Annotated in this window: 22 protein-coding genes and 1 pseudogene; 10 read left to right on the forward strand and 13 right to left on the reverse strand. The window is 71.5% G+C overall.

Annotated elements, in window-relative coordinates:
• Positions 1-7: 7 nt before the first annotated feature.
• Together OG562_RS32850 and OG562_RS32855 are read right to left on the reverse strand one after the other, a co-directional pair.
• A complete protein-coding gene (locus OG562_RS32850; protein ID WP_266404466.1) occupies positions 8-484 on the reverse strand; it encodes a roadblock/LC7 domain-containing protein in 477 nt (158 codons plus the stop codon).
• Positions 481-3,420 (reverse strand): ATP-binding protein, encoded by a 2,940-nt coding sequence (locus tag OG562_RS32855; RefSeq protein WP_266404468.1) that lies wholly within the window; start codon positions 3,418-3,420, stop codon positions 481-483. The genes OG562_RS32850 and OG562_RS32855 overlap by 4 nt, the downstream gene beginning before the upstream one ends.
• Positions 3,421-3,809: 389 nt before the next feature.
• Between OG562_RS32855 and OG562_RS32860 the strand changes: the two genes are divergently transcribed.
• Together OG562_RS32860 and OG562_RS32865 are read left to right on the forward strand one after the other, a co-directional pair.
• Positions 3,810-4,769 (forward strand): ABC transporter substrate-binding protein, encoded by a 960-nt coding sequence (locus OG562_RS32860; protein WP_266404470.1) that lies wholly within the window; start codon positions 3,810-3,812, stop codon positions 4,767-4,769.
• 25 nt (positions 4,770-4,794) lie between these two features.
• On the forward strand, positions 4,795-6,465 hold the full coding sequence (locus OG562_RS32865; RefSeq protein WP_266404471.1) for an aromatic amino acid lyase: 1,671 nt from the start codon (positions 4,795-4,797) through the stop codon (positions 6,463-6,465).
• Positions 6,466-6,505: 40 nt separating this feature from the next.
• On the opposite strand, the gene OG562_RS32870 is transcribed toward OG562_RS32865, so the two are convergent.
• Positions 6,506-7,876 carry a glycoside hydrolase family 43 protein gene (locus OG562_RS32870; RefSeq protein WP_266404473.1) on the reverse strand — a complete coding sequence of 457 codons (1,371 nt, stop codon included), beginning with the start codon at positions 7,874-7,876 and terminating at the stop codon, positions 6,506-6,508.
• A 207-nt stretch (positions 7,877-8,083) separates the two neighbouring features.
• Between OG562_RS32870 and OG562_RS32875 the strand changes: the two genes are divergently transcribed.
• Positions 8,084-8,500, forward strand: coding sequence for an ankyrin repeat domain-containing protein (locus OG562_RS32875; protein WP_266404474.1), 417 nt, complete (start codon positions 8,084-8,086; stop codon positions 8,498-8,500).
• 41 nt (positions 8,501-8,541) lie between these two features.
• Here OG562_RS32875 and OG562_RS32880 read toward each other — a convergent pair whose 3' ends face one another.
• From OG562_RS32880 to OG562_RS32905, 6 genes and pseudogenes are all read right to left on the reverse strand, one after another.
• Positions 8,542-9,159: an ATP/GTP-binding protein gene (locus OG562_RS32880; RefSeq protein WP_266404475.1), complete on the reverse strand. Its 618-nt coding sequence runs from the start codon at positions 9,157-9,159 to the stop codon at positions 8,542-8,544.
• Positions 9,146-9,502, reverse strand: coding sequence for a DUF742 domain-containing protein (locus tag OG562_RS32885; protein ID WP_266404476.1), 357 nt, complete (start codon positions 9,500-9,502; stop codon positions 9,146-9,148). The genes OG562_RS32880 and OG562_RS32885 overlap by 14 nt, the downstream gene beginning before the upstream one ends.
• A gap of 1 nt (position 9,503) precedes the next feature.
• Entirely contained in the window at positions 9,504-9,938 is a 435-nt protein-coding gene (locus tag OG562_RS32890) for a roadblock/LC7 domain-containing protein (RefSeq protein WP_266404478.1), read from the reverse strand.
• Positions 9,939-9,948: 10 nt separating this feature from the next.
• Positions 9,949-12,420: a nitrate- and nitrite sensing domain-containing protein gene (locus tag OG562_RS32895; protein WP_266404480.1), complete on the reverse strand. Its 2,472-nt coding sequence runs from the start codon at positions 12,418-12,420 to the stop codon at positions 9,949-9,951.
• 135 nt (positions 12,421-12,555) lie between these two features.
• Positions 12,556-13,569, reverse strand: coding sequence for a substrate-binding domain-containing protein (locus OG562_RS32900; protein WP_266404481.1), 1,014 nt, complete (start codon positions 13,567-13,569; stop codon positions 12,556-12,558).
• Positions 13,570-13,827: 258 nt separating this feature from the next.
• Positions 13,828-13,956 (reverse strand): annotated as a pseudogene (locus tag OG562_RS32905) (SAM-dependent methyltransferase); the annotation flags it as partial.
• Positions 13,957-14,261: 305 nt separating this feature from the next.
• Here OG562_RS32905 and OG562_RS32910 point away from each other — a divergent pair.
• From OG562_RS32910 to tatA, 3 genes are all read left to right on the forward strand, one after another.
• On the forward strand, positions 14,262-14,636 hold the full coding sequence (locus OG562_RS32910; protein WP_266404484.1) for a metalloregulator ArsR/SmtB family transcription factor: 375 nt from the start codon (positions 14,262-14,264) through the stop codon (positions 14,634-14,636).
• On the forward strand, positions 14,626-17,277 hold the full coding sequence (locus OG562_RS32915; RefSeq protein ID WP_266404485.1) for an HAD-IC family P-type ATPase: 2,652 nt from the start codon (positions 14,626-14,628) through the stop codon (positions 17,275-17,277). The genes OG562_RS32910 and OG562_RS32915 overlap by 11 nt, the downstream gene beginning before the upstream one ends.
• Positions 17,278-17,391: 114 nt before the next feature.
• Complete coding sequence (gene tatA, locus OG562_RS32920) at positions 17,392-17,610, forward strand: Sec-independent protein translocase subunit TatA (protein WP_266404488.1); 219 nt, start codon at positions 17,392-17,394, stop codon at positions 17,608-17,610.
• 134 nt (positions 17,611-17,744) lie between these two features.
• Here the strand turns inward: tatA and OG562_RS32925 are convergent, their stop codons facing one another.
• Both OG562_RS32925 and OG562_RS32930 read right to left on the reverse strand, forming a co-directional pair.
• Positions 17,745-18,212 (reverse strand): DUF6114 domain-containing protein, encoded by a 468-nt coding sequence (locus OG562_RS32925; protein ID WP_266404490.1) that lies wholly within the window; start codon positions 18,210-18,212, stop codon positions 17,745-17,747.
• Positions 18,209-18,877, reverse strand: coding sequence for a DUF6230 family protein (locus OG562_RS32930; protein WP_266409644.1), 669 nt, complete (start codon positions 18,875-18,877; stop codon positions 18,209-18,211). Before OG562_RS32930 ends, OG562_RS32925 begins: the two co-directional genes overlap by 4 nt.
• 779 nt (positions 18,878-19,656) lie before the next feature.
• On the opposite strand from OG562_RS32930, the gene OG562_RS32935 reads away from it, so the two are divergent.
• Positions 19,657-20,295: a Tat pathway signal sequence domain protein gene (locus OG562_RS32935; RefSeq protein WP_266404493.1), complete on the forward strand. Its 639-nt coding sequence runs from the start codon at positions 19,657-19,659 to the stop codon at positions 20,293-20,295.
• A gap of 18 nt (positions 20,296-20,313) precedes the next feature.
• On the opposite strand, the gene OG562_RS32940 is transcribed toward OG562_RS32935, so the two are convergent.
• A complete protein-coding gene (locus OG562_RS32940) occupies positions 20,314-21,249 on the reverse strand; it encodes a lytic polysaccharide monooxygenase (protein ID WP_266404495.1) in 936 nt (311 codons plus the stop codon).
• Positions 21,250-21,615: 366 nt separating this feature from the next.
• Here OG562_RS32940 and OG562_RS32945 point away from each other — a divergent pair, with 366 nt between their 5' ends.
• Positions 21,616-23,424 carry a S8 family serine peptidase gene (locus OG562_RS32945; protein ID WP_266404497.1) on the forward strand — a complete coding sequence of 603 codons (1,809 nt, stop codon included), beginning with the start codon at positions 21,616-21,618 and terminating at the stop codon, positions 23,422-23,424.
• Between the two features lie 103 nt (positions 23,425-23,527).
• Here OG562_RS32945 and OG562_RS32950 read toward each other — a convergent pair whose 3' ends face one another.
• Positions 23,528-24,178 carry a ScbR family autoregulator-binding transcription factor gene (locus OG562_RS32950; protein WP_266404498.1) on the reverse strand — a complete coding sequence of 217 codons (651 nt, stop codon included), beginning with the start codon at positions 24,176-24,178 and terminating at the stop codon, positions 23,528-23,530.
• 180 nt (positions 24,179-24,358) lie between these two features.
• Here OG562_RS32950 and OG562_RS32955 point away from each other — a divergent pair, with 180 nt between their 5' ends.
• On the forward strand, positions 24,359-25,261 hold the full coding sequence (locus OG562_RS32955; protein WP_266404500.1) for a ScbA/BarX family gamma-butyrolactone biosynthesis protein: 903 nt from the start codon (positions 24,359-24,361) through the stop codon (positions 25,259-25,261).
• Between the two features lie 69 nt (positions 25,262-25,330).
• Positions 25,331-25,978: a ScbR family autoregulator-binding transcription factor gene (locus OG562_RS32960; protein ID WP_266404502.1), complete on the forward strand. Its 648-nt coding sequence runs from the start codon at positions 25,331-25,333 to the stop codon at positions 25,976-25,978.
• Positions 25,979-25,997 lie beyond the last annotated feature (19 nt).

Genomic DNA, 25,997 nt, shown 5'->3' on the forward strand with positions numbered 1-25,997 from the left:
CGTGCGCTCAGCGCGTACGCGTGGCGCCGACGCTGTTCTTCAGCTCCAGGACGAGCTGCGGGCTGAGCGCGGAGCCGACCCGGTTGGCGAACACCGTCATCTCGTAGGCGATGTTGCCCAGCTTGGCCTCCTTGTCGGTGACCACGCCGAGGACGGCGCCGCTGCCGATCGCGGAGACCAGCACATGGCCGCCCTCCAGATCGATGATGACCTTGTTCAGGCCGCCCAGACCGTAGTTCCCGGAAGCGCCCGCGGCCAGGCTGGTGATGCCCGAGACGATCGCGGCCAGCCGCTCGGAGTCGGCGTGCTCGCGCAGCTCCGACACGGCGATCAGCAGCCCGTCGGTGGACACCGCGATGGCGTCCACGACCCCCGCGGTCTCGGTGGCGAAACGACTGAGCAGCCAGGCGAAGTCGGCTGCGGCGGCCCGCAGATCGGTCGGCGTGGCATCTCCGGCGGGAGTCTCACCTGTCGACGTGCTCACTGCTCGGCTCCTTCCGGAAGGTGGTTCTGGTGGTTCTGGTGGTGCTCGGGCGTCCGGCGATCGTTCCGGTCGTCCCCTTCGAACGGGCGGCTCTGGCCGTTCGGATCGGTCGTGGGTGGGGTGGGGCGGGCCTCGGCGGGGACCGGGTGCTCTCCCGTGTCCCGGTGGGCGCGTTCCACGGCGGCCTCGAACTCCTCCAGCGCGCTGCGGACCGCGTCCGCGTCGGCGGGACGGGCCGGCTGGCGCGCGGCCAGCTGCGCCGCCGCGTCGACGGTCGTACGCAGCGTGGCGCCGCGCACCCGACGGCGCAGGGGACGCGCCCCGTCGCCACCGGGGGCGGCGTCGTCCGCGGGGGGCCGCGGTGCCTCGGCACGACGAGTCGGCAGCGTGGGCTCGGGCGTACGGCCGTACAGCGGGGGCTCCCCGGCGCCCGAGCGGGGCGCGGGCACGGTCGAACCGCCCGGCACGCTCGAGCCGTTGCCGCGTGCCAGAGGCTCGGCGGTGCGGTCGTACGGAGTGGGCGTGGCCGTGTCCCGGCGAAGCGTGGGCTCGGGCCTACGGGCCGGGAACCCCGGCTCGGCCGGGTCGCCGTGGGCGCCGGGCTCGACGGCGCGGTCGCGCGAGACGGCCGGGCTCTCGTGGTGGGCGGCTCCCACCGCGGGGCCCTGGGCCGCGGGCTCGGGCGTGCGGTCGTGGAGCACGGGCTCGGCGGTGCGGCCGTACGTCGGCTGCGCACCGCGGGTCTGCGGGGCGGGCGCCGGCTCGGGTTCGGGCTCGGCCCAGGAAGGCTGCTCGCGGCGGGGGACCCGGCGGGGGAGCGCCTCGGGGTCGTCCGCGTAGGCGGACTCGGCCGGGGCGGAGGCCGACGGGCCGGCCGCGGGGGCCGACGGGGCGGGAAGCGCGGCGGGGGGCTGTGCGCCGGAGGAGCCGGCCGTGACCGCCGCCTCGAGCCCGGCCCCGCTCAGCGTCAGCAGCAGCGTCGAGGGGATGAGCACCTCGGCCGTCACACCGCCGCCCGGGGTGCGCGAGAGCGCGACGTCGATGTCCCAGCGGCGGGCCAGCGCACCGACCACGAACAGGCCGAGCACCTTCGTCGGGACGAGGTCCAGCCGCTCGCGGCGCACCAGACGGGCGTTCTCCTCGGCGAGGCGCTCGGCGCTCATGCCCAGGCCGTGGTCGGCGACGGTGATCGACGCGCCGTCGTGCTCGGTGCCGACCGTCACCTCGACGGGGCTGCCCTCGGGCGAGAACGACACGGCGTTCTCGAGGAGTTCGGCGATCATCAGCGTGAGGTCGCCGATGATGTCGGGCTCCACCATGGCCTCGGTGCCGGCGTACAGCCGTACCCGCTGGAAGCCCTCGATCTGGCCGAGGGCCGCGCGGACGACGTTGGTGAGCTCGGTCGGGCCGGAGTCCAGAACGGTCTCGCGGATGCCGGCCAGCAGCATCAGGCTGTCGGCGTTGCGGCGCAGTCGGACCGCGATGTGGTCGATGGAGTAGAGGCGTTCGAGCAGGGCCGGGTCGGTCTCGCCGCGCTCCACCGCGTCGATCAGCGCGAGCTGACGGGTCGTCAGGTTGCTGACGCGGCGGCCGACGTTGCCGAACATCTCGGCGACGTTGCGGCGGCTGAGCACCTGGCGCTCCAGCAGCGCGGCCGCGGTGGTCTGCACGTTGTTGAAGGCCTCGGCGAGCTCGCCGATCTCGTCGTCCGCCGTGACCGGCAGCTCGCGCAACCGGGGGGAACCGGTCTCTTCGGCGTCGTCGTCGGCCACCCGGGCCAGCTCGCGCCCGGCCACGTCGGCGACCTCCTGGGCGGCGCCGGTCAGGGCCAGCACCGGGCGGACCACGGAGCGGCGGACCAGGACGGCGAAGGCGATCCAGAAGGCGAAGCAGAGCAGCGCCAGGTTCAGCAGCAGGCCCGCGCGCCACTGGGCGCTGGAGGAGGCGTCGTCGGCCCGGTCGGCGATCTGGTCGATGAGCGAGGCGGTGACCTTCAGGCGGGTCGCGGCCTGCTTGCTGTAGACGGGGTACGACGCGAGCGCCTGCCGGAACGCCGAACGGATCTCGACCTTGGACCCCGCCTGCAACGCGCTGGGGTCGACGGCGAGTTCGGCGTAGTGCTGGCCGATGACGGCCTGCGAGGCGTTGTGCTCGATCCCGCCGAGCGCGTCGGAGTCCGCGTCGCCGGCGAACCGGTCGAAGCGCTCGGCCTGGTAGGTGAACAGCTGGTAGGAGCCGACCGCGCCGGTGAACTCGATGAGGGCGTTGCTGTCGCCGGTGCGCGCGGAGAAGACGCCGGTCTCGTACGCGCCGTGCGCGGCGTCGGCGCGCAGCAGCGAGTCGAGCATGTTGCCGGTGAAGGTGGTGGCCAGGGCGGAGTTCCGGTCCAGGCCGAGCCCGTCGATGAGCCCGTCGGCGGCGCCGGAGTACGCCGGGTCGATGTTGTCGGCGGGCAGATAGCCCTGCTCGATGGTGGACCGCAGGCCGGCCAGGCCCTCGATCTCCCTGAGCGCCTGAGCCTCCGTGTCCGGCAGCCGGTCGCCGAAGGCCTCGATCACCTTCTGGACCCGTGCGTCCACGGCGAGTTGCGCCTTCCGATAGGGATCGGTGGAGGGCGTGCCGCCGTCGAAGGACGCCTCGTGCCGCACGGAGAGCAGGATCGCCTGCTGGTGCTCGTCCTGCAGTTCGGCGACGAGCTGGGCCACCTGGGAGCTGTCGCGGACCAGTTGGGCCGCCGACTCCGCCCGGTTGGACTCCTGCACCAGGTCGACGATGAGGTACGTCAGCAGCAGCGCGATCACCGTCAGCGGGATACCGACGAGTACGTTCAGCTTGCGCTGGAAGGGCCACCGGTCGGCGAATCCCCGTAGACCCCGGCGCACGGACGGCGTCGAGGATGCAGTACGGGCGGTCGCGTCCACCTCTTTCGTGGACACCGGGCCTCCTTCAGGGGGATGTTGCAGGCGTGGCAGGTGCACGCGCGTGGCCGAATGTGAACGAAACAGCACCCCAGCGGCCCCCCGCGCACCACTGTGACCGACGTCAACTTCGGCGAGACTATCTCCTCTTCGAACGCTCGAGCACGTCGCCCTACGTCAAGAATCGATTACGAAGCGCCTGCCGAGAGTTTGCTGATGAGGTCGCGATCAGCGCATAAATGACCATGATTCGAAGCCAATCGGTGACCAGGCTGCTCTTGACTGATCAAGAAGGGGGTGGATTGGATCAGGCCAGAGTGCTTCAGTGCCTCTCGGACTCTTTCACGACGCATCGTCGATCCTCGACAGCTCCTCATTCGCCCCCCTCATAGCCCGGAACGGGAACCGTGACTTCCAACGCCCACAGCAGCAGGTCCCTCAGGAACCCCCCCGGCGCGGCCGCCGTCGCGCTCGCCGCGATGACGGCCCTGCTGGCGGGATGTTCCTCCTCCGACGACACCTCCGACAACCCGCTCGGCGGGGACAAGGCGGCGAGCGGAACCGTCGTCGTCGGCTCCAACAACTTCGCCGAGAGCATCCTGATCGCCGACATCTACGGCGAGGCCCTCAAGGCCAAGGGCATCAAGGTGTCCTACAAGCCCAACATCGGCAGCCGCGAGACCACGTACGGCCTGCTCAAGAACGGTTCCATCACCGTTCTGCCGGAGTACAACGGCTCGCTGCTCGCCTACCTCGACGCGAAGGCCGAGCAGAAGTCCCTCGCGACCGTGAACGCCGCGGTGAAGGCCAAGCTCGACTCCAAGCTGACGCTGCTGGAGTCGTCGCCCGCCGAGGACAAGGACTCCGTCACGGTCAACGCGGCGACCGCCAAGCAGTACAACCTCACCGCGGAGTCCACGCTCGCCGACCTCAAGAGCATCGCGCCGAACCTCGTCCTCGGCGGTTCGCCGGAGTTCCAGACCAGGCAGCAGGGCATCCTCGGCCTGGAGTCGGTGTACGGCCTGAAGTTCAAGTCGTTCAAGGCGCTGGACGCGGGCGGTCCGCTGACCCAGGCCGCGCTGAAGAAGAACACCGTGCAGGCCGCGGACATCTTCACCACGGACCCCACCATCACCAAGGAGAAGTTCGTCGTCCTCCAGGACCCTGAGAACCTCTTCGGATTCGCGAACGTGACGCCCCTGGCCTACAAGAGCGGGCTCTCCCAGGAAGGCGTCGACGCGCTCAACGCCGTCTCCGCCAAGCTCGACACGAAGGCGCTGCTCGACCTGGACTCCCAGGTGCAGCTGGAGAGCAAGGACCCGCTGGACGTCGCCAAGGCGTGGCTGAAGTCGGCCGGCCTGGGCTGACGCTCCCCCGGGACGTAGTGAACCGTTGGACACGGCAGCGGACGGACCGATCCGGGTACCCCCTCGGCACGAGGGCTCCCGGGTCGTCCTGAACGGAACCGCTTTCACCGTCGGCGAGCTGATCGCGCTCGCCGACGGCGTCGCCGTGCCCGCGGTGGCCCCCGAGGCCCGCGAACGAGCCGTGCGCTCCTGGCGCGCCGCCGCCCGTCTCGCCGCCGCCGGCCGGCTCTACGGCCGGGGCACCGGCGTCGGCGCCCAGCGCTCGGTGACGGTCGACGAGGGAGACGAGACCTCGCACGGCCTGCGGGTGCTGCGCAGCCACGCGGGCGGCGCGGGCGCGCTCCTCCCCGCCCGCCAGGTCCGCGCCATGCTCGCGGTCCGCGCCAACCAGCTCCTGGCCGGCGGCTCCGGCATCCAGCCCGCCCTCGTCGACGCCCTCGCCGAGGCCCTGCGCCTCGGCGTCCACCCGGCCGTCAACGAGTACGGCGGCGTCGGCACCGGCGATCTGACGGCCCTGGCCCAGACGGGCCTGACGCTGATCGGCGAACGCCCGTGGGTGGGAGAGGGGCCGACGCAACCCTCCTGGACGGACAGCCGGTCGGGCGGCGCTACGACGGAACTTCCTTGGCGGGGTGCGCAGTCGGGCGGGGCTGCGGAAGAACTCCACCGGCAGGGTCAGCAGTCGGGTGACACTGCGGCGGAACTCTCCCGGCAGGGTGGACAGCCGGGGGTTCCGGGCAGTGCTTCCGGTGTCCTCCCCGCTCCCGTCACCCTCCACCCCGGCGACGCGCTCGCGCTGCTCAGCAGCAACGCCCTGGCGCTCGCGCAGGCCGCGCTCGCGTACCACGACCTCGATGTGCTGCTGCGGGCCACGCACGCCGTCGCCGCGCTCTCCCTCGCCGCGGTCTCCGGCTCGCCGGAGGCGTACGCGGCCCCCGTGCACGCCCTGCGCAGCTACCCCGGCGCGGCCCGCGCGGCCGCCGAGGTGCGGCGACTGCTCGGGTGGGCGCAGCGGCCGCCGGGCCCCGGCCGCCGGATCCAGGACCCCTTCGGCTTCCGCGCCTTCCCGCAGGCCCACGGCTGCGCCCTCGACGCGGCCGAGCGGCTGCGCGAGGTCGTCGAGGTGGAGGTCAACTGCCCCTCCGAGAACCCCCTCGTCGCCCTGGACGGCACGACCGCCTACCACCACGGGGGCTTCTTCGCCGCACCGCTCGGCCTCGCCCTGGACGCGGCGAACCTCGCCCTGCTGCAGACCGCCCAGCTCTCCGCCGCCCGTCTGACCGCGCTCGGCGACCCCGGGCTTACCGGCCTGTCCGCCTTCCTGGCCGCCGGACCCGCGAGCAGCTCGGGCACGATGATCCTGGAGTACACGGCCAACTCCGCGCTCGCGGAGCTGCGTTCGTGCACCGCGCCCGCCTCGGCGGGACACGCGGTCCTCTCGCGGGGGCTGGAGGAGGCCGCCAGCTTCGCCGGACAGGCCGCCCGCCAGACCCAGCGCGCCACGGACGCCTACGCCACTGTCCTCGCCTGCGAACTGGTGGCCGCTGTAAGGGCGTTGAGGATGCATCCGGTGCCGCCGCCGGTCGCCGCCTTCGCCGCGGCGACGGCCGCCCTGCCGACCGGCACGGACGACCGCCCCCTGACGGGCGATGTGACGGCGGCGACCGAACTGCTGTCCACGCTCGCCGAGTTGTGACCTCACCGGGTCACGAGGTCATCGCGGTCCGGGTCCCCGCTCAGTAACCCACGTAGAACGTCGCGTCCTGCTGCTCGGTGGCCGTCGAGATCGGGTCGATGCGCAGGACGTAGTTCGAGTGCCGGATGTACCGGGTCGGGTTGTTGTACGAGCGGAACGACGACCAGCCCGAGTCCGCCAGCCCCGCGGTGCGGTAGAAGGTCGCGTCCGCGGCGAACGTGGACGTGCTGTCGTTGACGTCGAGCCGGAGAGCGTAGTTGTAGTGCCGCAGATAGCGGGTCGGGTAGTTGACCGACTGGAAGGAGACCCCGGCGCTGTCGGCGAGGCCGGGGACCAGCTTCCACTCCGAGTCGGTGTACAGGTCGAATGGGTACTCGTCGATACGGCCGAGGTAGTTGGCGTGCCGGACGTAACGGGCCGGGTAGTTGTAGGACTTGAGGCGGTTCCATGTGGGGGCGCCCCACTTGGCGACGAGGTTGTCGTACTGGGTGGAGGTGATCGTCGTGATGCCGCAGTGCTTGGAGTTGACCGGCTGGGTGTACGTCTTCTGGTCGAGCGCGGTCCAGGTGCCGGCCGACAGGTCGCTGGACTGCCAGGCGTAGAACACGCCGTTGGGGGTGTAGGTGTCGCCCCAGAGCCACCAGGTGTTGGACGTCAGGGACTTGACGAGGGTCGGGGCCTCGGTGCCGCCGTGCGCGACGCCGGTGTTGAAGACCGTGAAGCTGCCCGGGTCGAGGGAGGTGGACCGCGCGCCCACCAGCGTCTGGTCCTTCTTGAAGTAGAGGTAGTTGACGCCGTTCACGCCGACGGCCATGTCGCCGTCGATGATGTCGTAGCCGGGGTCGAAGAACACCTGGGGCGTCGAGGCCGTGACGAAGTCGCTGGTGTAGTTCACCATGATGACGTTGTGGCCGCTGTCGTTGACGGCCGAGTAGATGAGCGCGTACTGACCCCGGCCCGCGTCCCAGAACGCCTCGGGCGCCCAGCTGTGGGTGTTCATGTCGTGCAGCTTCAGACGGTGGTAGCCGGTGAAGGTGCGCAGGTCGGTGGAGTTCCAGACGTGCACGTACTGGCTGACGTAGGTCCAGTCCGTGCCCTTGAGGTCCGTGGCGAGGACGACGAACGTGCCGTCCTGCTTGCGCAGGATGAACGGGTCGCGCAGTCCGAGAGCGCCTTCGGTCGGCGTGACCACCGGGTTGTTCTGGTTGAGGGGCATCCAGCGCAGCCCGTCCGTGCTGACGGCGAGGTGCAGGCCGTAGTCGGTGCCTTCGCCGAGGGAGGTCGACTCGGTGAAGTAGCCCATCACATAGGCCGAGTCGGCCGCGTGCGCGGCCTGCGTGCCGAGGGTGAGGGCCAGCGGGACGGATGCGGCCGCGCCGAGGAAGAGGCGGCGGGACGGGTTGGGGCTCATGTGCTCTCCAGGGGTGCGAGTGCCCTTGATATCGAGACGCTGAAGTCGATATATCGAACAGAGTTCGGCGAGTCGGTCAGAAAGTAGGGGTGTGCGGGAAACAGGTCAATCACTGGGACACGCTTGGCGGTTTCCCGCCTTCCGCCTGTGAGCGGCCCATGGGAAATCCGGCGATCTCCGGTCCGGGCCGGACTAGTCTCGGCGGCCGTGAACAGAAGACGGCAGAAGAAGCTGACGAGAAGTCTGGTCTCAGCGGCGACGTTCGACGAGGGCCGCCGGGTCGCGCTGCTGCTGCGCGCCGGAGCCGCCCCGGCGACGGCCGACGGCGACGGCACGACTCCCTTGTACGCGGCCTCGGTGCAGGGCGCCGCCGACATCGCCCGCAGGCTCCTGGAGGCCGGCGCCCCGCCCGACGCCGAGAGCGCCGGCCTCGGCGCGGAGGGAACTCCCCTGTGCGCGGCGGCCTGTTGGGGCCACACCGAGACGGTCCGCACCCTCCTCGCGCACGGCGCCGACCCCAACCTCCGGGAGGACCACGGCGACGGCTGGACCCCGCTGGAGTGGGCGACCGCGGGCCCGCACCCGGAGACGGCCGCCGTGCTGCGCGCCGCGGGAGCCCGCTAGCGGGGATCGGCGGGTCGGGCCGGTCGGCGGGCGGTGCTCGGTCAGCGGGCGGGGCTCGGCCGGACGTCGACGTCGGCGATCAGGTCGTCGATGAGCGCGATCAGCACGTCCCGGCAGGACTCCCGGTCCCGTGCGTCGCACAGCAGCACCGGAACGTGCGCCGGCAGCGCCAGCGACTCCCTGATCTCCTGCGCCGGATAAGGGTGTTGCCCGTGGAAGCCGTTGACCCCGACGACGAAGGGGATGCCCCGGCGCTCGAAGAAGTCGATCGCGGCGAAACTGGACTCCGGTCTGCGCACGTCGACCAGGACCACCGCCCCCAGGGCGCCGATGGCCAGGTCGTTCCACATGAACCAGAACCGCTGCTGCCCGGGCGTGCCGAAGAGATACAGCACCAGGTCGTCGCCGATGGTGATCCGTCCGAAGTCGAGGGCCACGGTGGTCGACCGCTTCTCCTCGATGCCCTTCAGATCGTCGATGCCCAGCCCGGCTACGGTCAGCGGCTCCTCCGTGCGCAGCGGCGCGATCTCGCTGACCGACCCGACCATGGTGGTCTTGCCGACGCCGAAGCCGCCAGCGATGAGGATCTTCACGGCGTCGGGTGCGGCGGCCGGGGCGGATGCTGCGGCCGTATCGGCGGTGGAATCAGATCCGGCCAAGGCCGTCCCTCACTTTCTGCAGCAGGTCTAGGTCCGGTGCGCCCGAGACGTGACGGGGCGGCCGGGCCGTGATCAGGCCCGCCTCCAGCAGATCGCAGAGCATGATGACGACCACGCTCACCGGCAGGTCGAGATGGGCCGCGACCTCCGCCACGGCGAGCGGCCGGGCGCACAGCCGCAGGATCCGGGCGTGCTCCGGCTGCGGCCGAGCGGCCCGCTCGGGCGGAGGGTCCACCGCGGTCACCGTCGTGATGAGGGTGAAGTCGGCGCGGCTGGGCCGGGTCCGCCCACCGGTGAGGGTGAACGGCCGGACGAGCCGGCCCGCTTCGTCGCCTCCGCTCACCTCACCCGCCGTTGGTGCCGACGGCGGGACCGACATGGGCCCGCGGCGCCGCGCTGAGGTGCTCGCCTATCTTCTTCACCAGCATGTTCATCTGGTACGCCACGACGCCGACGTCCGCGTTCTTGCCCGCCAGCACGACGAGATGGGCCCCCGGGCCGGCCGCGGTGAGGATCAGGTAGCTGTTGGCCATCTCGATGAGCGCCTGACGCACCGGGCCGCCGCGGAAGTCCATGCTGACGCCCTTGCTGAGGCTCATCAGGCCGGACGCGGTCGCCGCCAGCCGTTCGGCGTCCTCGCGCAGGAACCCGGTGGACTTGCTCACCACCAGCCCGTCCTCGGAGAGCACGACGGCCTGGTTCACGTCGGCGACCCGGTCCACGAGACCGGTGAGCAACTGGTCGAGCTGGGTGTTCGTGGCGGGGATGGAGTGTGTCATCGGGTGTCCTTCATGAGCGGTCGGCGGGCGTGGTCGGGGTCTGGGACGAGCCCGCGGCGATGACCGGCGGGCCGGGCGCCTCGGCGGCGGACTCCGCCGCGCCGGACGGCGGCACGTCGTCGTCGCGTGCCTGCAGCGTGCCGCGCTGGAAACCGGCGAGGGAAGAGGCCGCGCGCTCGGCGGTGAAGTCGTCCGGGAAGCCGTCTTCCTCGACGGCGACGGCGTCCTCGCGCAACTCGCTCGCGAGACTGGTCTGCGGCACCCTGCGGGGGAGCGGGGAGAGGCCGTGGGAGCGGGCGGGGAGCGGTGCGGCGGTACGGGCCGCCGTCGCCGCCGGCTGAGCAGTGGCGGCGGGCGCGGCGGTGGCTGTGGCTGGGGCTGTGGCTGGGGCTGGGGCTGCGGTGCGGTCCGGGGCCGTCGCCACCCGGGATGTCCGGACGCCCGTACCGGCCGACGAGGGACGCGTCGGGGTCGACGTACTGCCCGCGAGGGCCGAGGGGTCGTGCGCCCCGTCGGGGTCCCAGGCCGCCGGGGTCTCGGCGTCGGAGGCCTCGCGGACCACGATGTCGTGCGGGACCAGCACGATCGCGGTGGTGCCGCCGTACGGCGAGGAGCGCAGGTTCACGGCGATGCCGTGCCGGGTGGCGAGCCGGGCGATCACGAACATGCCCAGCCGCAGGTCGTCGGCGAGCGCCACCAGGTCGAACTGCGGGGCCACCGCCAACTGCGCGTTGAACGAGGCGTAGTCCTCCTCCGACAGGCCGAGGCCGCGGTCCTCGACCTCGATCGCCAGACCCTTGGCCACCACCGCGGCCCGTACCCCGACCGGGCTGGGCGCCGGCGAGTAGGAGGTCGCGTTGTCGATGAGCTCGGCGAGCAGATGGATCAGGTCCGCCACGGCGTGCGGGGCGATCCACACATCCTCCTCGGTGTGCACCTCCGCCCGCTGGTACTCGGCGACCTCCCCGACGGCGCTGCGCAGGATGTCGACCAGCGCCACCGGCTCCGACCAGCTGCGTCCGGGCCGGCCGCCGCTGATGATGACGAGGTTCTCCTCGTACCGGCGCAACTGGCTGGCCGTGGAGTCCAGTTCGTACAGGCCCTTGAGGACGTCGGGGTCCTGGTGCCGGCGCTCCAGCGCGTCGAGCTTGCTGAGCTGGAGGTTGACCAGGTTCTGGCTCTGCCGGGCGATGCCCAGGATGACCTTCTGGAAACCGCGCCGGGTGTCGGCGAGTTCGACCGCGGTGTGCACGGCGGTGCGCTGCGCCGTGTTGAACGCCGTGGCCACCTGCCCGAGTTCGTCGCCGCCGTAGTCCAGCGGCGGGGTCGCCGATTCCACGTCGACAGTCTCTCCCCGGTCCAGCCGCGCCACCACCTCCGGGAGCCGTTCGTGCGCCAGGCTCAGCGTGGCCTCCCGCAGCCCGCGCAGCCGCCGCGACAGCGAGCGGGTGATCCGCCAGGACATGCCGACGCACAGCAGCAGGGCGACGAGACCGCCCGCGCTCAGCGCGGCCGCCTTGATCAACAGGCCGCGCGCGTTGTCCGCGCTGCGCTGCAACAGCGCCGTGGTCTGCTGCCGGATCAGCCCCGAGTACTGGTCGGAGACCTCGATGAGCGCGGCCCGCCACTGCTTCTGCACGTCCGGCAGGACGACGTCGCCGTTCTCGCTCGGCTTCACGCGGGCCGCGAGCACCTTGTCCTCGATGGCCTGGAGGTTCTGCCACTGATAGCTCGTCAGGATGTTCTCGGTCTCCGCCTTCGCGGTCCCGGTGAGCGAGGGCACGATCTGGTCCTGCACCAGCCAGCGGCGCGTGTTCACCAGCTGGGCGAACTCCGCCCACGCCTTCTCGTCCATCCGCCGCTCGGGCCCGGCCAGGGTGAGCTGCAGATCCTCCTCCGAGACCAGTTCGGCCGCGTGCTCCAGGGCCACCAGCGGTCCGGCCTGGGAGGTGAGGTCGCCGTCGTCGACCTGGGACAGCTCCTGGAAGGCGTGGATCTGGTCGTCGATGATCGAGGTGTACTGGTCCAGGGCCTGCGCGGCGGTGATGTCGCTGGGGTTGTCCACCTGACCCCGGTAGTACTCCAGGCTGCCCACCGAGGCGACCACCGAGTACAGGCGGTCCCTCACGCGGGAGGGCGCCTGCTGGATGTCGTCCGAACGCGAGACCAGCTTGGCGACGGCCGCGTCCGTCCTCTGCCGCTGCGCGTCCAGCGCGGCCCGGGAACCGGCGGGCATCGAGGCCAGCCACACGGCCGACAGACTGCGCTCCTGCTGGAGCGCGAGCGTCGCCTCGGTGCCCATGGCGCCGGTCGACCGGCTCAGTTCGGTCTGCGCGCGCAGCCGCAGCCCCTCGGAGAACATCTGGATCGTCGTCACGCCCCACATGGCGGCGAGGGTGACGCCGGGCACCAGCGCCAGGAGGATCAGGGAGAGACGTATGGAGCCGAGACGGCGGCGCCGGGCACCTGTCCGTGGAGACATACTCGTCCTAGGGCGATCAGCGGGGGAGTGGGCAGCAGCGGAGGTGTGAGGAGTGTGTGGGGGGAGGCGTGGGGAGCGGGGGAGGGGTGAGGGACGGGAGAGCGGAAGTGGGGGACACCGGGACGGACCGCGCGGTCAGCGGGTTCCGTCGGCGGCGAAGCGTGCGACGTCGGCGACGTTGGTCTTGGTGACGAAGGCCGGGCCCGTCAGCACGGGCGCCACCCCGCCGCCGCTGAGGTTGCCGTTGGTCTTGTAGAGCCAGAGCGCGTCCACGGCGAGATAGCCCTGGAGGTAAGGCTGTTGGTCCACCGCGAACTGCACGCGGCCGTCGCGGACCGCCTCGACCAGGTCCTTGTTGAGGTCGAAGGTGGCGATCTTGGCCTTGCTGTCGGCCTTCTGGGCCGCCTGCGCCGCGGCGAGCGCGAACTGCGCGCCGTTGGCGATGACTTCGTCGATGTCGGGCTCCTGTTTCAGGCGTTCGGTCAGTGCGGCGGTCATCGCGTCCATGTCCGTCCCGTCGACGTAGAGCATCTCGGTCTCGCCGGTGAACGTCTTCTTCACGCCCGCGCAGCGCGCCTCCAGGGCGACGTTGCCCCGCTCGTGGATGACGCACAGGGCGTGCTGGGCGCGCAGGTCGTCGAGCTTGCCGCCGACGGCGCGGCCCGCGACGCTCTCGTCCTGGCCGAAGTACTCCAGGAGCCCTGTGGACTGCCAGGCGTCGATACCGGAGTTGAGGCCGACCACGGGTATGCCGGCGGCCTTGGCCGTGGCCACCGGGCTCTTCATGGCCTGTGGCTTGGCCAGCGTCACGGCGATGCCGTCGACCCGGTCGCGGATCGCGTCCCGCACCAGCTCTGCCTGTCCGGCGGCGTCGGCGTCGCTCGCGTAGGTCAGCTCGACGCCGTCCTTGGCGGCGGCCGCCTCGGCGCCCTTGCGCACCCGCTCCCAGAAGGTGTCGCCCTTCGCCCCGTGGGTGACCAGGGCGATCTTGATGGGGCCGCCCGAGCGGCCCGCCGCGTCCTTGTCCGAGCCGGACGACGTGGAGCCGGAGCAGCCGACGAGGAGCAGGCAGCAGACTGTGGCCAGTGCGGTGAGGCGGGCGGATCTGAGGGCGGGCGGAGCGGAAGGAGCGGGGAGGGGAGTGTTCATGGGGGGCTGCACCTCGCTGTGCGGCAGAGCAGGAGGACGGGCGAGCACCGCCGGAGCGACGGGGTGTGCGCCGGCGGAAGGCTTTCGCTGGCTCGGAGCCAACCGTGTGTGACCGCTGGTAGTCAAGTAAACAACCACTTGGGGTGAGGTGCTGCTGCCGCATTGTGATGTGGGACGGGACCGGAGGGACGGAAGGGGTATATCCGCAGGTGACTTGAATGATCGTCAATTCTTGTCAGGGCTTGCGCGCCGCCGCCCCGCCGCGTACTCCGGGGCGACCCGGTCGACCTCGTCGGGCGCGAAGTCGGCGGTGCCGATCGACATCGCCAGACAGCTGCGGGAGGGCAGCGGGTCGAGTAGCCGGCGCACGATGCCGACCGCGTCGTCAGGACGAGCGGGTCGTGTCGACCTCTGCCGCCGATGATGTAGTCGTAGATCCGCACGGAGTGAGCCGTCTCGGCGTCGATGTCCATGAGCCTCAACGTGCCACCGCCGAACGGGGATTGAAGCGCGAAGCGCGATTTCTTCACAGCGACACAGCACGGCCGATCCGGCGGGCGATCCGGCGGCCGATCCGGCGGAGACCGTTTCCACGGCGGTAGCGCACAACCGCCGCACCGGCCGAGCGGGTCCGGCGTCCTAGACTGACCCGGTCCGTCCGCACCCCAACAGCGCCGAGGAGGTCGACCACCGTGGCGTTCGAGGACCGCTCCACCGACGGCGTCCGCATCGAGGACCCCTCCGCCGCCGTGCTCGCACAGGCCGCCGAGACCTTCGGGCTGCTGGCCTCGTCCGCCCGGCTGCACATCGTGTGGGCGCTGGCGCAGGGCGAGAGCGATGTGACCGGGCTCGCCGAGCGGGTCGGCGGCGCGCTGCCCGCCGTCAGCCAGCACCTCACCAAGCTGAAACTGGCCGGCCTCGTCCGCTCCCGCCGCGAGGGCCGCCGGCAGGTGTACTTCGTGGACGACCCCGACGTCGTCGACGTGGTACGCCTCGCCGTGGGCCGCCTCGCCGACCGCGCCGACGGCTCCGCCCGCCCGGCCGCCGCCCGTCTCCGTGGCCTCTGAGCCGACCGCCCCACAGCCGCCGCCCGCCGACGGAACGGTCCTGCAGGCGCTCCGCTGGCTGGACACCGGCCCACGCGGGCTGACCGACGCCGAGGCCGCCGCCCGGCTCGCGGAAACCGGTGAGAACACGGTTCCCGGAACACCTGCGACGTCCTGGCCCCACCTCCTCCTGCGCGGACTGCGCGACCCCTTCACCGTCGTTCTCCTCTGCCTCGGCCTGGTCTCCGCCCTCGTCGCCTCCTGGGGCGCCGCTGCCGTGATCCTCGCCCTCGTCGGGGTCAGCTGCGTGCTGCGCGCGAGCGGGGAACACCGGGCCGACCGCTCCCTGGCCGGGCTGCGCGAGCTGGTCGCCGACACGGCCACGGTGCTGCGCCGCCCGGCCGACGGGGAGACGGCCCGCCCCCGCGAGGTCCCGGTAGCCGACCTGGTGCCCGGCGACGTCGTCCGGCTCGGCCCCGGCGACCTGGTCCCCGCGGACGTACGACTGCTGCGCGCCCGCGGGCTGACCGTGCACCAGGCCGCCCTGACCGGCGAGTCGGCGCCGGTCGCGAAGTCCGCCGCGGACCCGGCGGATCCCGACCACGCCGACGAGGCCCACCTCTGTTTCCAGGGCACCGACGTCGCCTCGGGCAGCGCCACCGCCGTCGTCCTCGCCACCGGGGCGCGGACCCGGTTCGCCGCCGCTCTGGGCGTGGACGGGCCGCCGCCGCGTGGGGCAAGCGCTTTTGACCGGTCCGTGCACGGGATCTCCTGGGTGCTGATCCGCTTCATGCTGCTCACCCCGCCCCTCGTCCTCATGGCCAACGCGGCCCTGCGCGGCCGTGGCCTGGAGACGCTGCCGTTCGCCGTCGCGGTCGCCGTCGGACTGACGCCCGAGATGCTTCCGGTGATCGTCACCAGCTGTCTGGCCCGGGGCGCCGCCCTGCTCGCCCGGACGCACGGCGTGATCGTGAAACGGCTTCCCGCCCTGCACGACCTGGGCGCGATCGACGTCCTGTGCGTCGACAAGACGGGCACCCTCACCCAGGACCGGCCGGTCCTCGCCCGCTCCCTCGGCCCGGACGGCCGCGACGACCCCGAGCCCCTGCGCTGGGCCGCCGTCAACGCCTGGTGGACCCTCCAACTCGCCGAGCACCCCACTCCGGACGCCCTCGACGAGGCGTTGCTGGAAGCGATGACGAAACGCGAGGACTGCGATTGGCGCGAGAGGCGCGAGGAGGGCGGGTCGTGCGGGTCGTGCCTCTCGTGCGGGTCGTACGGGTCGTACGGGTCGTACGGGTCGTACGAGGAGTACGACGGGGTGGACGCCGTCCCCTACGACCCCGTCCGGCGTCTGTCCACCGCGGTGGTGCGCGGCCCGCGCCTCGGCACGCACGTCCTGGTCGTCAAAGGCGCCGTCGAGGACGTACTTGACCGCTGCCTCCTGGAACCGGACGAGCGGGCGCGGCTGAGCGCCCTCGCCGAGCGCGAGGCGGCGACCGGGCTGCGACTGCTGGCCGTCGCCACCGCGGAACGCCCCGCCGCCACCCGCCAGCGCGACCTCTCCGCCCGCGCCCCCGTCCCCTCCCCCTGCACTCCGGCCGACGAGCACGGCCTCTCCTTCCGCGGCCTGGTCTCCTTCCGCGACACCCTCGTCCCGGGCGCCGCCGAGGCCCTGCGCGCCCTGGCCGCCCGCGGGGTCGCGGTGCGCGTCCTCACCGGCGACCACCCCGGCACGGCGGCCCGCGTCTGCCGCGAACTCGGCCTCGACCCCGGAGAGGTCGGCGCCGTCGACGACGACCTGGCGGACACCGTCGGCCGGACCGTCGCCTACGCCCGCTGCACCCCCGCCGACAAGGCGCGCGTCGTCGCCGCCCTGCGCGCGGCCGGGCACACCGTCGGCTTCCTCGGCGACGGCGTCAACGACGCCCCCGCCCTGCGCGCGGCGGACGTCGGCATCGCACCGGGCGCCGCCTGCGCCGTGGCCCGGGAGAGCGCCGACGTCGTGCTCGGCGAGAAGGACCTCGGCGCCGTCGGCCACGCCGTCACCGCGGGCCGGTACAGCAGCGGCAACATCGCCTCGTACCTGCGCGTCACCCTCTCCTCCAACCTCGGCAACGTCCTCGCCATGCTCGCCGCCGGACTGCTGCTGCCTTTCCTGCCGATGCTCCCCGCCCAGGTGCTCGTGCAGAACCTCTGTTTCGACGTCGCCCAGCTCGCCTTCGCCCACGACCGTCCCGGCGCGGCCGCGCTGCGCCGACCGACCGTGCTGCGGCCCCGTGCCTTCCTGCGTTTCCTCACCGGGTTCGGCGCGCTCAACGCCGTCGCCGACCTCGCCACCTTCGCCGTCCTCGGGCTCGCCCTGAACGGGCCGGACGCCGTCGACGACCGGGCCGTCTTCCACTCCGCCTGGTTCACCGAGAACCTTCTGACCCAGGCCGTGGTGATGGTGCTGCTGCGCACCGGCCGGGCCGCCGGCCGGCCCGGACCCGTCGGCCGGGCCGCCGCCGTCCTCGGCGCCGTCGGTCTGCTGCTGCCGCCGAGCCCGCTGGGCGCCCGCCTGGGCATGACACCGCTTCCCGTGCCGTACTACCTGCTGCTCGCCGCCGTCCTGGCCCTGTACGCCCTGGCCCTGCGGCTGCTGGTTCGCCGTCATCCGTAGGTCGTCAGGTTCGCGAGTGGTCGTCGGCGGCGGCCCCTCTTACACCTCTCCCCGGGTTGTACAGTTGCGCAATGCAGCAACCATTGCTGCCGCAGAGATGGAGAGGTCGAGAGCATGCTCCGCAACGGACTGGAACCCTGGCACCTGCTGATCGTCGCCATCGTCGTCATCGTGATGTTCGGCTCGAAGAAGCTGCCGGACACGGCACGGGCCCTCGGCAAGTCGATGCGGATCCTCAAGAGCGAGACCAAGGCGATGAAGGACGACGACGCGCCCGCGTACGCGGCGGAGACCGTGACCGCCCCGGTGGAGCCGCCCGCCCCGGCCCACTGAACGGCGAGGGCGGCCTCCTCGCCGGACCGGGTGCGGGGCCAGGACGGCAGAACCGGCGGGGCCGGGAGCGGCCCGCTGTGCGCAGGTCGTCCCGGCCCCGCCGGTGAGATGTCGTACGTCGGTGCGTCGCCGCCTCAGGCGGGCTCTCCCGCCCCGGACAGCGGGCCCTGGCGGACCGTCGTCTCCGTGGCCGTCTTCTCCGCCCGCGCCGCCTTGCGACGCTGTCGGCGGCTCTGGCGCGGCTCCTGGTCGGGCAGCCATCCGAAGGCCATGCAACTGCCCACGGCGCCCAGCAGAAGGCCGACCATGAAGCCGCCGATGTTGGACGTGACCCAGGTGCCCAGGGACAGCAGGATGCCGACTACGGAGTAGAACAGCCGCTGTGCCGGGTTGAACAGGATCAGCAGGCCGCAGAGCAGCATCACGGCGGGCAGGAGGTAGCCTGCCAGACCCTGCATGCCGACGTGCAGGATGACCGGCAGCGGAGCCTTCATGGTCAGCAGGATCTCGCCGCCGCCCAGCACGAGCAGCAACCCGCCCGCGAAGGGGCGATGGCCCCTCCACTGCCGGAAGTCGCCTCGCCACTGCTGAAGCCGACTCACTGCGGGCAGCCCTCGCTCCCGAAGCTCATGTGCAGTCCGGGGAGCTTGAAGACGGCGGCGGTGGCCGCGTAGTTGTGCTGGTACAGGTTCTTGATGACGACCGTGTCGGCCTGCTGGCCGTAGACGCCCTCGGGGCCCTTGACGCCGCCCTTGGTGAAGGTGCTGGAGTCGCCGCCGATCTCGATGTTGTTGAACTCCGCGTCGCCCTTGATCTCGTCGGAGTCGATGGCGAGGTTCGACACGCTCACCGGCGTGGACCCGCCGCCGGCGGTGAGGACGAGCTGGATGCCGCCGAGGTCGACGCTCTGGCACATGTTGGTGATCGTGCCCTTTTTCACGATCGAGGTGACGACCAGGACCTGGCCGCCGGTGTCGCCCTGGTTGGGGCTGTTCTCGATCATGTTGTCCAGCGAGCCGAACTGCTCGAAGCCAGTTCCGTCGAGCCTGTCGGCGGTGACCACGAACGGCATGCCGGAGATGGCGAACTGCACGCCGAGGGCTCCCTCGGCCGTGAGGATCGCGAGGCCGGCGGCCACTGCGGCGGCCGGCACCGCCATCACGGCGGCCCGGCGCAGCCGGACCCGGCCGCGTCTTTGTGCGGAACCGCTCTCCGGGTTCCCGGGGGTGTTGTCGGCGGACGACGTGACGTCCGAGGACGAGGCCATGTCTGCTCCCATGCGCTGAGTCGTGCGGGTTGCTTCAGTGGCGCGTTGCCCTGGCGCGGACAGCGGCTGCAGCGCACCCCTCCTTGCAACTCCCGGAAGCCGTAAGGGCTTTCTGGTTACGCAGCAGTAGCCGCCGAGGAAGTTACCGATGGTTACAGCAAGGGGTCAAGGGAGATGTGGAAAAAGAGTGTTCATTATGTGCCACCTATGATCCACGCGTTCCGCAAACCCCCGCATATATCTTTTGGATCATCAACTTCCTTTGTCAGCCTTGACGTTGACAGACTCTCAGGTCTACAACTCTCCCTGGCCCAGCCCGGATCCGTGGCGCCGGATCCGCCGCGCGGCGACACCGTCTCCGCGCTCCCGGACTTCTTCTGCCAGTCAGCACGGATCCACGGCCGCCATGGGGTCCCCGTACGGGATTCCGTCCGGCGCGGATCTCCTTCAGCACGGGACTCCGGTCCCCGGTCCGATCCCTTCATGGCGCCGAACGCCGCCGCTTCCCCCCTGCGGGTCGCGTCCGTCGCCCCTCCCGCCCGGCCCGGCCGGAGGTCACTCTCCAGGTGCCTCCGACCGGTCACCGGCCGGCTGCCGTTGCCGGTCCGTCACGTACGGAGAAGGCGTCACGGGCCGGCAGCGGCGGACGCCGAGCCGCGTCCCTCCATGTTGCGAAAGGCAACGCGCCGGTTCACGCAACCCCTTGTGCCGCCCCCATGCAGCCCCCCGGTTCAGCCAACACCCCCTGAAACACCCCCAGTTCAGAAAGAGGCACCCGCATGCGCACTCGCTCTCTCCTCGCCGTCGCCGGAGCCGTCGCCGCCCTCGGCCTCACGGCCGTCACCCCGGCCTCCGCGGCCGACCCGGCGGTCCTGACCACCGCCAACGGGGACGTCGCGGTCGGCGACGCCCTCACCGCGTCCCTGGCCAGCGGCACGGCCGCCACGTTCTACTCCAGCGCCACCGGCACCAGCGGCGTCTCCTGTGCCGCCTCGACGTTCAACGCCACGGTCACCGACAACCCGACCGCGCCCGGCACGGCCACCGAGTCGCTCACCGCGCAGACCTTCGGCACCTGCACCTCGAACGTCATCGGCGTCCTGGGCGTCACCAGCGTCACGGTCGCCAACCTGCCGTACGCCACCACCGTGTCCTCCGACGGCACCGTCACCGTGACCCCGCCGTCCGGCTCGACCATCCAGACGACGGTCGTGCTGCGCACCCTGCTGGGCAGCATCAACTGCGTCTACCAGGGCGCGAGCCTGGCCGGCACGGCGAGCAACACCGACAACAGCATCAACTTCACCAGCCAGGCGTTCGCCAAGGTGTCCGGCTCGACGCTCTGCTTCGCCAACGGCTACTTCACCGCCAAGTACGCCCCGGTGAGTGACGGCAGCGCGGCGGTCGTCGTCAACTGATCACCGTAGCAAGCGAGTTCAGCGCCTGCGCAGATGCAGGACCAGGGCGGCGCCGCCGGTGAGCACCAACACCGTCGCGGCGCCGGCCGCCAGCATCGGCGTGGACGGCCCGGAGTCCGCCGCGGTGGCAGAAGCCACCGGGGTGGACTCGGGCGTTGCCGCGGCGGCCTGAGCGGAGGCGTCGTCGGCCGTGACCGTCGCCGTCGCCGACGGCTCGGCGGACGCCGGCGTCGGCGACGGGCTCGCCGACGCCGTGGGCCCGGTCCTGGCCGACGCGGGCGCCTTCGTCTCCGGCCGAGACTGCGAGACCGCTTCCGGGAACACCACGTCCGAGCACGAGTAGTAGGTGTCGGACGTGCTGCTGTTCTGCCAGATCGTGTACAGCATCTGACGTCCCGTCCGGTCGGCGGGCAGCTTCGCGGCGAAGCGGTAGGCGCCGTTCGTCAGCGGCGGGTCCTTGACCTCGGCGAAGGGCTGCGCCGGCAGATCCGACCAGGTGAGCGGTTGCGCGGGGTCGTACCCCGGCTTCGTCAGATACAGCTTGAACGTACCGGTGTGCGCGATCGTCGAGGCGTACGTCATCCGCAGCGTCGCGCCCGGGGTCAGCCGGGTCGACGGCCAGTCGGCGCGGGCGAGGTCGAGGCCCTTGTAGGCGGGCAGACCCCCGCTGCACAGCTTTCCGTCGGGGATGGTCTGGCGGTCGCGACCGTTCACGTCCGCGACGCGCAGGTTGTCCCAGGCGGCGAACGACGTGCCGTTCGCGGCGACGGCCGCCCGGCAGGCGGCGGTCCGGGCGTCGGCGCCTCCGTCGGGAGAGCAGGCGTACACCCGGCTGACCGGATCCGTGGGCGCGCCGTGCGCCTGGGCAGGCCCCGCGGCCCACAGGCCCAGCAGGAGCGGACTCGCGGCGGCGGCCGCCAGACGGGCGGTGCGGTGGGCGGTCATCCGGGACATCGGGGACGTCTCCTCAGCCGGCACGGGAAGGGTCTGTCGTAAGTACGGGAATCCGGTTCCGCGCGTTCACCCGCCACCGTCCCGAACGTCTTGGAGAGCGTCGCGATCAAATCAGGGCATTCACTGACCAATTGTGAGCGTCAAGGGTGTGTTTCCGGCCGGATCGAGGGTTTCCCCTGTATCCGGATGACCATTCCTTTGCCTATCGTTCCAGCACAGCCAGCCCACAGGTAACCCCTGCCGGGGCGGCTCCCGCGCCTGGCCAGCCATCGCGCTGCTTCTCGATTCACCCCCCGCCGCTTCGATGCCGAAGCGAATCGACCGCCGCTCCGCCCTGCCCGGAGCCGGCCATGAAAGGCCACGCCCTTGCGCACGTCACCCGCCCTGCGACGGAAGCTGATATCCGTCGCCGCGGTCTCCGCGGCCCTGCTGACCGCCGCGTCGACCGCCTCGGCCGTCGCCGCCCAGGAAACCGTCTCCCAGGGATCCGCCGTCCCGGCCGCCCAGACCGAGGCCGCGCCCGGCACCCCGGCCGAACGCCTCATCGTCGGCTACAAGTCCGGCGCCGCCGAGGCGAAGTCGAACGCGGCCGCCGAGGCCGACGCCGCCGCCAAGGGCCAGGAGGCCGGCGAGGACGTCGACTTCCAGCGCCGCCTCGGCACCGGCGCCGCCCTGGTCGACCTGGGCGCGGACGTCAGCCGCGCGGACGTCGCCGACGTCGTCGCGCAGTACCAGGCCGACCCGCAGGTCGCCTATGTCGTCCCGGACCGCCTGAACACGCCGAAGGCCGACCCGAACGACACCGAGTACGCCAAGCAGTGGGACCTCTACGAGTCCACCGCCGGCATGAACGTCCCGGGCGCCTGGACCACCTCGACCGGCACCGGCGTCACGGTCGCCGTCATCGACACCGGCTACGTCGCGCACACCGACCTCGCCGCGAACATCGTCGGCGGCTACGACTTCATCGCCGACACCGCCGTCTCCGTCGACGGCGACGGCCGCGACAGCAACCCCGCCGACCCGGGCGACTACTACGCGGCCAACGAGTGCGGCGACGGCATCCCGGCCAGCAACTCCTCCTGGCACGGCACCCACGTGGCCGGCACCATCGCCGCCGTCACGAACAACAACAAGGGCGTGGCGGGCATCGCGTACGGCGCGAAGATCTCCCCGGTCCGGGTGCTCGGCAAGTGCGGCGGCTACGACTCCGACATCATCGACGCCATCACCTGGGCGTCCGGCGGCACCGTCTCCGGCGTCCCCGCCAACAGCAATGTCGCCAAGGTCATCAACATGAGCCTCGGCGGCGACGGCGCCTGCACCTCGGCGACCCAGAGCGCGATCACCGCCGCCGTGAACCGCGGCACCACGGTCGTCGTGGCCGCGGGCAACGAGAACGACAACGTCGCGAACCACTCGCCGGGCAACTGCAACAACGTCATCTCGGTCGCCGCGACCAGCCGTACGGGCGCCAAGGCGTCCTACTCCAACTACGGCTCCCTGGTGGACATCTCGGCCCCCGGCGGCCAGACCAGCACCGGCACCGCCAACGGCATCCTGTCCACGCTGAACTCCGGAACCAAGACGGCGTCCACCGAGTCGTACGCCTACTACCAGGGCACCAGCATGGCCACCCCGCACATCGCGGGTCTGGTCGCGCTGCTGAAGTCGGCGAACTCCTCGCTGACCCCGGCGCAGATCGAGACGGCGATCAAGAACAACGCCCGTGCCCTGCCCGGCGCCTGCTCCGGCGGCTGCGGCGCGGGTCTGGCGGACGCGGCCAAGACGGTGGCGGCCGTGAGCGGCTCCGGCGGATCGACCGGCACAACCGTCTTCTCCAGCACGACCGCGGTCTCCGTCCCGGACAACGGCTCCGCGATCGAGTCCTCCATCGCCGTCAGCGGCCGCACGGGCAACGCGCCGAGCGCCCTGCAGGTCGGCGTCGACATCACCCACACCTACCGCGGCGACCTGGTGATCGACCTGGTCGCGCCCGACGGAACCGCCTACCGGCTGAAGGCGGCCAGCTCCTCGGACTCGGCCGACAACGTCGTCGCCACCTACACGGTGGACGCCTCGGCCGAGACCGCCAACGGCACCTGGAAGCTGCGCGTCCAGGACACGGCCGCGCAGGACACCGGCACGCTCAACAGCTGGAAGCTGACCTTCTGAGAAACCTCGGGGTCCGATGAACGGGCGGGCCGGCCGGTGTGGATGGACACCGGCCGGCCCGCCTTACGTCCGCAGGCGTCCCTACGAGGCGCCGCAGGTCTCTCTACGAGGCCACGCGCTCCTCCAGCGAGGCCAGCACCTGGACGCCCCGGTCGGCCCGGGCGTCCAGGCCCGGCAGCAGACCGGGCACGGCGATGCTCGGCAGCATGTGCGCCCACATCACCGCCAGCCGGTCGGCGAGGTCCGCGCGGTTCGTCAGCGCCCGCGCCATCAACTGGATGCCCGTGAAGGAGCCCACGAGCAGCTCCACCGTCTCCCGCGGCTTCACCGTCGGCAGCAACTCGCCCCGCTCGTACGCCAGTTCCAGCAGCTCGGTCAGCCGCAGCGCCCACTGCCTGAACGGCTCGCCGTGATCGATGCCGGCCGGCGTCTCCTGGTCCACCGCCAGCCGCACACTGCCCCGCAGCAGAGCGTTGTCGAGCAGCCGTTGGCCCACCACGAACGTCATGTCGACGATCTCCTGGAGCTTGCACGGCTGCGGCGGAACCGCGCCGAACGGCACCTGCTCGTTCAGCACCGCCTGCGCGAGTGACTCCTTCGACGAGAAGTGGAAGTACAGTGCGCCCTTGGTGACTTCGGCACGTTCCAGGACCATGGCGATGGTGGTGGACGTGTAGCCGTGTTCGTCGAAGACCGCGCCGGCTGCTTCCAGGATCGCCCTGCGCGTCCTGATGGCGCGCTCCTGTTTTGCCATAAGAGCCCCTTAACGGCACCGAGTTGGCCGGTTCCCACGATCTTCCGTGGGTTCGCCCCGATCATAGAATGCCGTCGACTGATCTCATTGAAAACAAACCGGTCGCCTCGTACTCTAACGCTTACCGGAGCGGCGGTTCGCCGTCTGCCGTGGGCCTTCGGGGGACCGTAGGGAGAGACAATGGCTCGACCGCGGCAGCATGCCGACACCTCGTCCCTGACGGCGACGGTGCCCCGCCAGTTCGTCCACCGCGCATCCGTGGCGGAGACCCTCCTCACCGGCTGGAAACGCACGGGGAACGACCGATTCTCGATCCAGGCACAGTGGCCGCGAGGACACGGGTTACACGTGTCGCCCGATTGGTCCGCATACGACCCGCTGCTCGTCGTCGAGACGATCCGTCAGGCCGGCACGCTGATCGCCCACACCGAGTACGGCGTGCCCCTGGATCACCAGTTCGTGTTGCAGGAGTTCCAAGTCGTCACGGTGGAAGGGAGGTTGAGCGTCGGTCCGCTGCCGGCCGAGTCGGACGTCGACCTGGTCTTCGCCGACGTGCAGTACCGCGGCCGACGCCTCGGGGGAGCCCGCTACACCGCGCGCGTCCTACGCGACGGCGACCTCGTCGCGACCGCGGACGTCGCCTTCACCTGCGTCAGCCCGCCCGTCTACCGTCGGCTGCGCGACGGACGCACCGCCGAGTCGGTGGCCGTCGTACCCCTTCCGCCCGGTCTCGCGCCGGCCGTCGTGGAGCGTGCGCTGCCCTCCGACGTCGTCCTCGCTCCCGACGACCGTCCCGATCGCTGGCAGTTGCGAGTGGATACCGCGCACCCCGTTTTCTTCGACCATCCCCTCGATCACGTTCCCGGCATGCTGCTGCTGGAGGCCGCCCGCCAGGCCGCCTGGCTGCGAAGAACCGGCGAACGGCCGCCGGCGGCTTACTACGCCGTCTTTCTTCGGTACGCCGAGCTGGACGAACCCATCTGGATCGAGGCGAAGGCCGTGCACGGCACCGACGTACAAGTCCTGGGGACACAAGGGGAGTCGGCGGTCTTTCAATGTCTGGTCAGTACCGCCGCACGGTGAGCTATTGTGTACTGGGGGTAAGAAACAAACGGCATGACCCGTTCTTTACCGGCCAGGAGAGACCAGTCGATGGCGAGGCAGTTACGCGCTGAACAGACCCGCGCGACGATCATCACGGCCGCAGCCGACCTGTTCGACCGGCACGGCTACGAATCGACGAGCCTCAGCGACATCGTCGAGCACGCCCGTGTCACCAAGGGAGCCCTGTACTTCCACTTCGCGGCCAAGGAGGATCTGGCCCACGCCATCATGGAGTTGCAGTCCCAGGCCTCGCGTCGGGTCGCCGGCGAGATCGACGACCGGGGGTACCCCGCCCTCGAAGCCCTGATGCGCCTCACCTTCGGTCTCGCCCGGCTGTCGGTCGAGGGCCCGGTCGCCCGGGCGGGCCTACGGCTCGCCACCGGCGGGGTCGCGGTCAAGCCGCCCCTGCGGCACCCGTTCGCGGAGTGGCTGGAGCTGATGACCCGACGGCTCGTCGGCGCGGTCAGGGAGTCCGACATCCACTCGGACGTCGACGTCGACGCGGTAGCCCACTCCCTGGTCTGTTTCTTCGTCGGCACCCGCGTGGTGGGCCGCTCCCGCGAACCCGCGGCCCGACTGCCCCGCCGCATGGCAGAGATGTGGCACGTCCTCATCCGGGGCCTCGTCCCGGTGCCGCGCCGCCCGCGCTATCTGAGCCTGGCGGCACGGCTGGAGAGGGAGATCATGGCCGGGTGAGCGCAGGCGCGCGGAGGTA

This window comes from Streptomyces sp. NBC_01275, assembly GCF_026340655.1.
In the GTDB taxonomy this organism is placed as follows: domain Bacteria; phylum Actinomycetota; class Actinomycetes; order Streptomycetales; family Streptomycetaceae; genus Streptomyces.

Bases quoted from the DNA above. Each gene is read 5' to 3' on its own strand.
- OG562_RS32930 (WP_266409644.1), bottom strand. From the start codon at position 18,877: ATGGCCTCGTCCTCGGACGTCACGTCGTCCGCCGACAACACCCCCGGG.
- OG562_RS32870 (WP_266404473.1), bottom strand. From the start codon at position 7,876: ATGAGCCCCAACCCGTCCCGCCGCCTCTTCCTCGGCGCGGCCGCATCC.
- OG562_RS32940 (WP_266404495.1), bottom strand. From the start codon at position 21,249: ATGTCCCGGATGACCGCCCACCGCACCGCCCGTCTGGCGGCCGCCGCC.
- OG562_RS32900 (WP_266404481.1), bottom strand. From the start codon at position 13,569: ATGAACACTCCCCTCCCCGCTCCTTCCGCTCCGCCCGCCCTCAGATCC.
- OG562_RS32955 (WP_266404500.1), top strand. From the start codon at position 24,359: ATGGCTCGACCGCGGCAGCATGCCGACACCTCGTCCCTGACGGCGACG.
- OG562_RS32895 (WP_266404480.1), bottom strand. From the start codon at position 12,420: ATGTCTCCACGGACAGGTGCCCGGCGCCGCCGTCTCGGCTCCATACGT.
- OG562_RS32950 (WP_266404498.1), bottom strand. From the start codon at position 24,178: ATGGCAAAACAGGAGCGCGCCATCAGGACGCGCAGGGCGATCCTGGAA.
- OG562_RS32890 (WP_266404478.1), bottom strand. From the start codon at position 9,938: ATGACACACTCCATCCCCGCCACGAACACCCAGCTCGACCAGTTGCTC.
- OG562_RS32960 (WP_266404502.1), top strand. From the start codon at position 25,331: ATGGCGAGGCAGTTACGCGCTGAACAGACCCGCGCGACGATCATCACG.
- tatA (WP_266404488.1), top strand. From the start codon at position 17,392: ATGCTCCGCAACGGACTGGAACCCTGGCACCTGCTGATCGTCGCCATC.
- OG562_RS32935 (WP_266404493.1), top strand. From the start codon at position 19,657: ATGCGCACTCGCTCTCTCCTCGCCGTCGCCGGAGCCGTCGCCGCCCTC.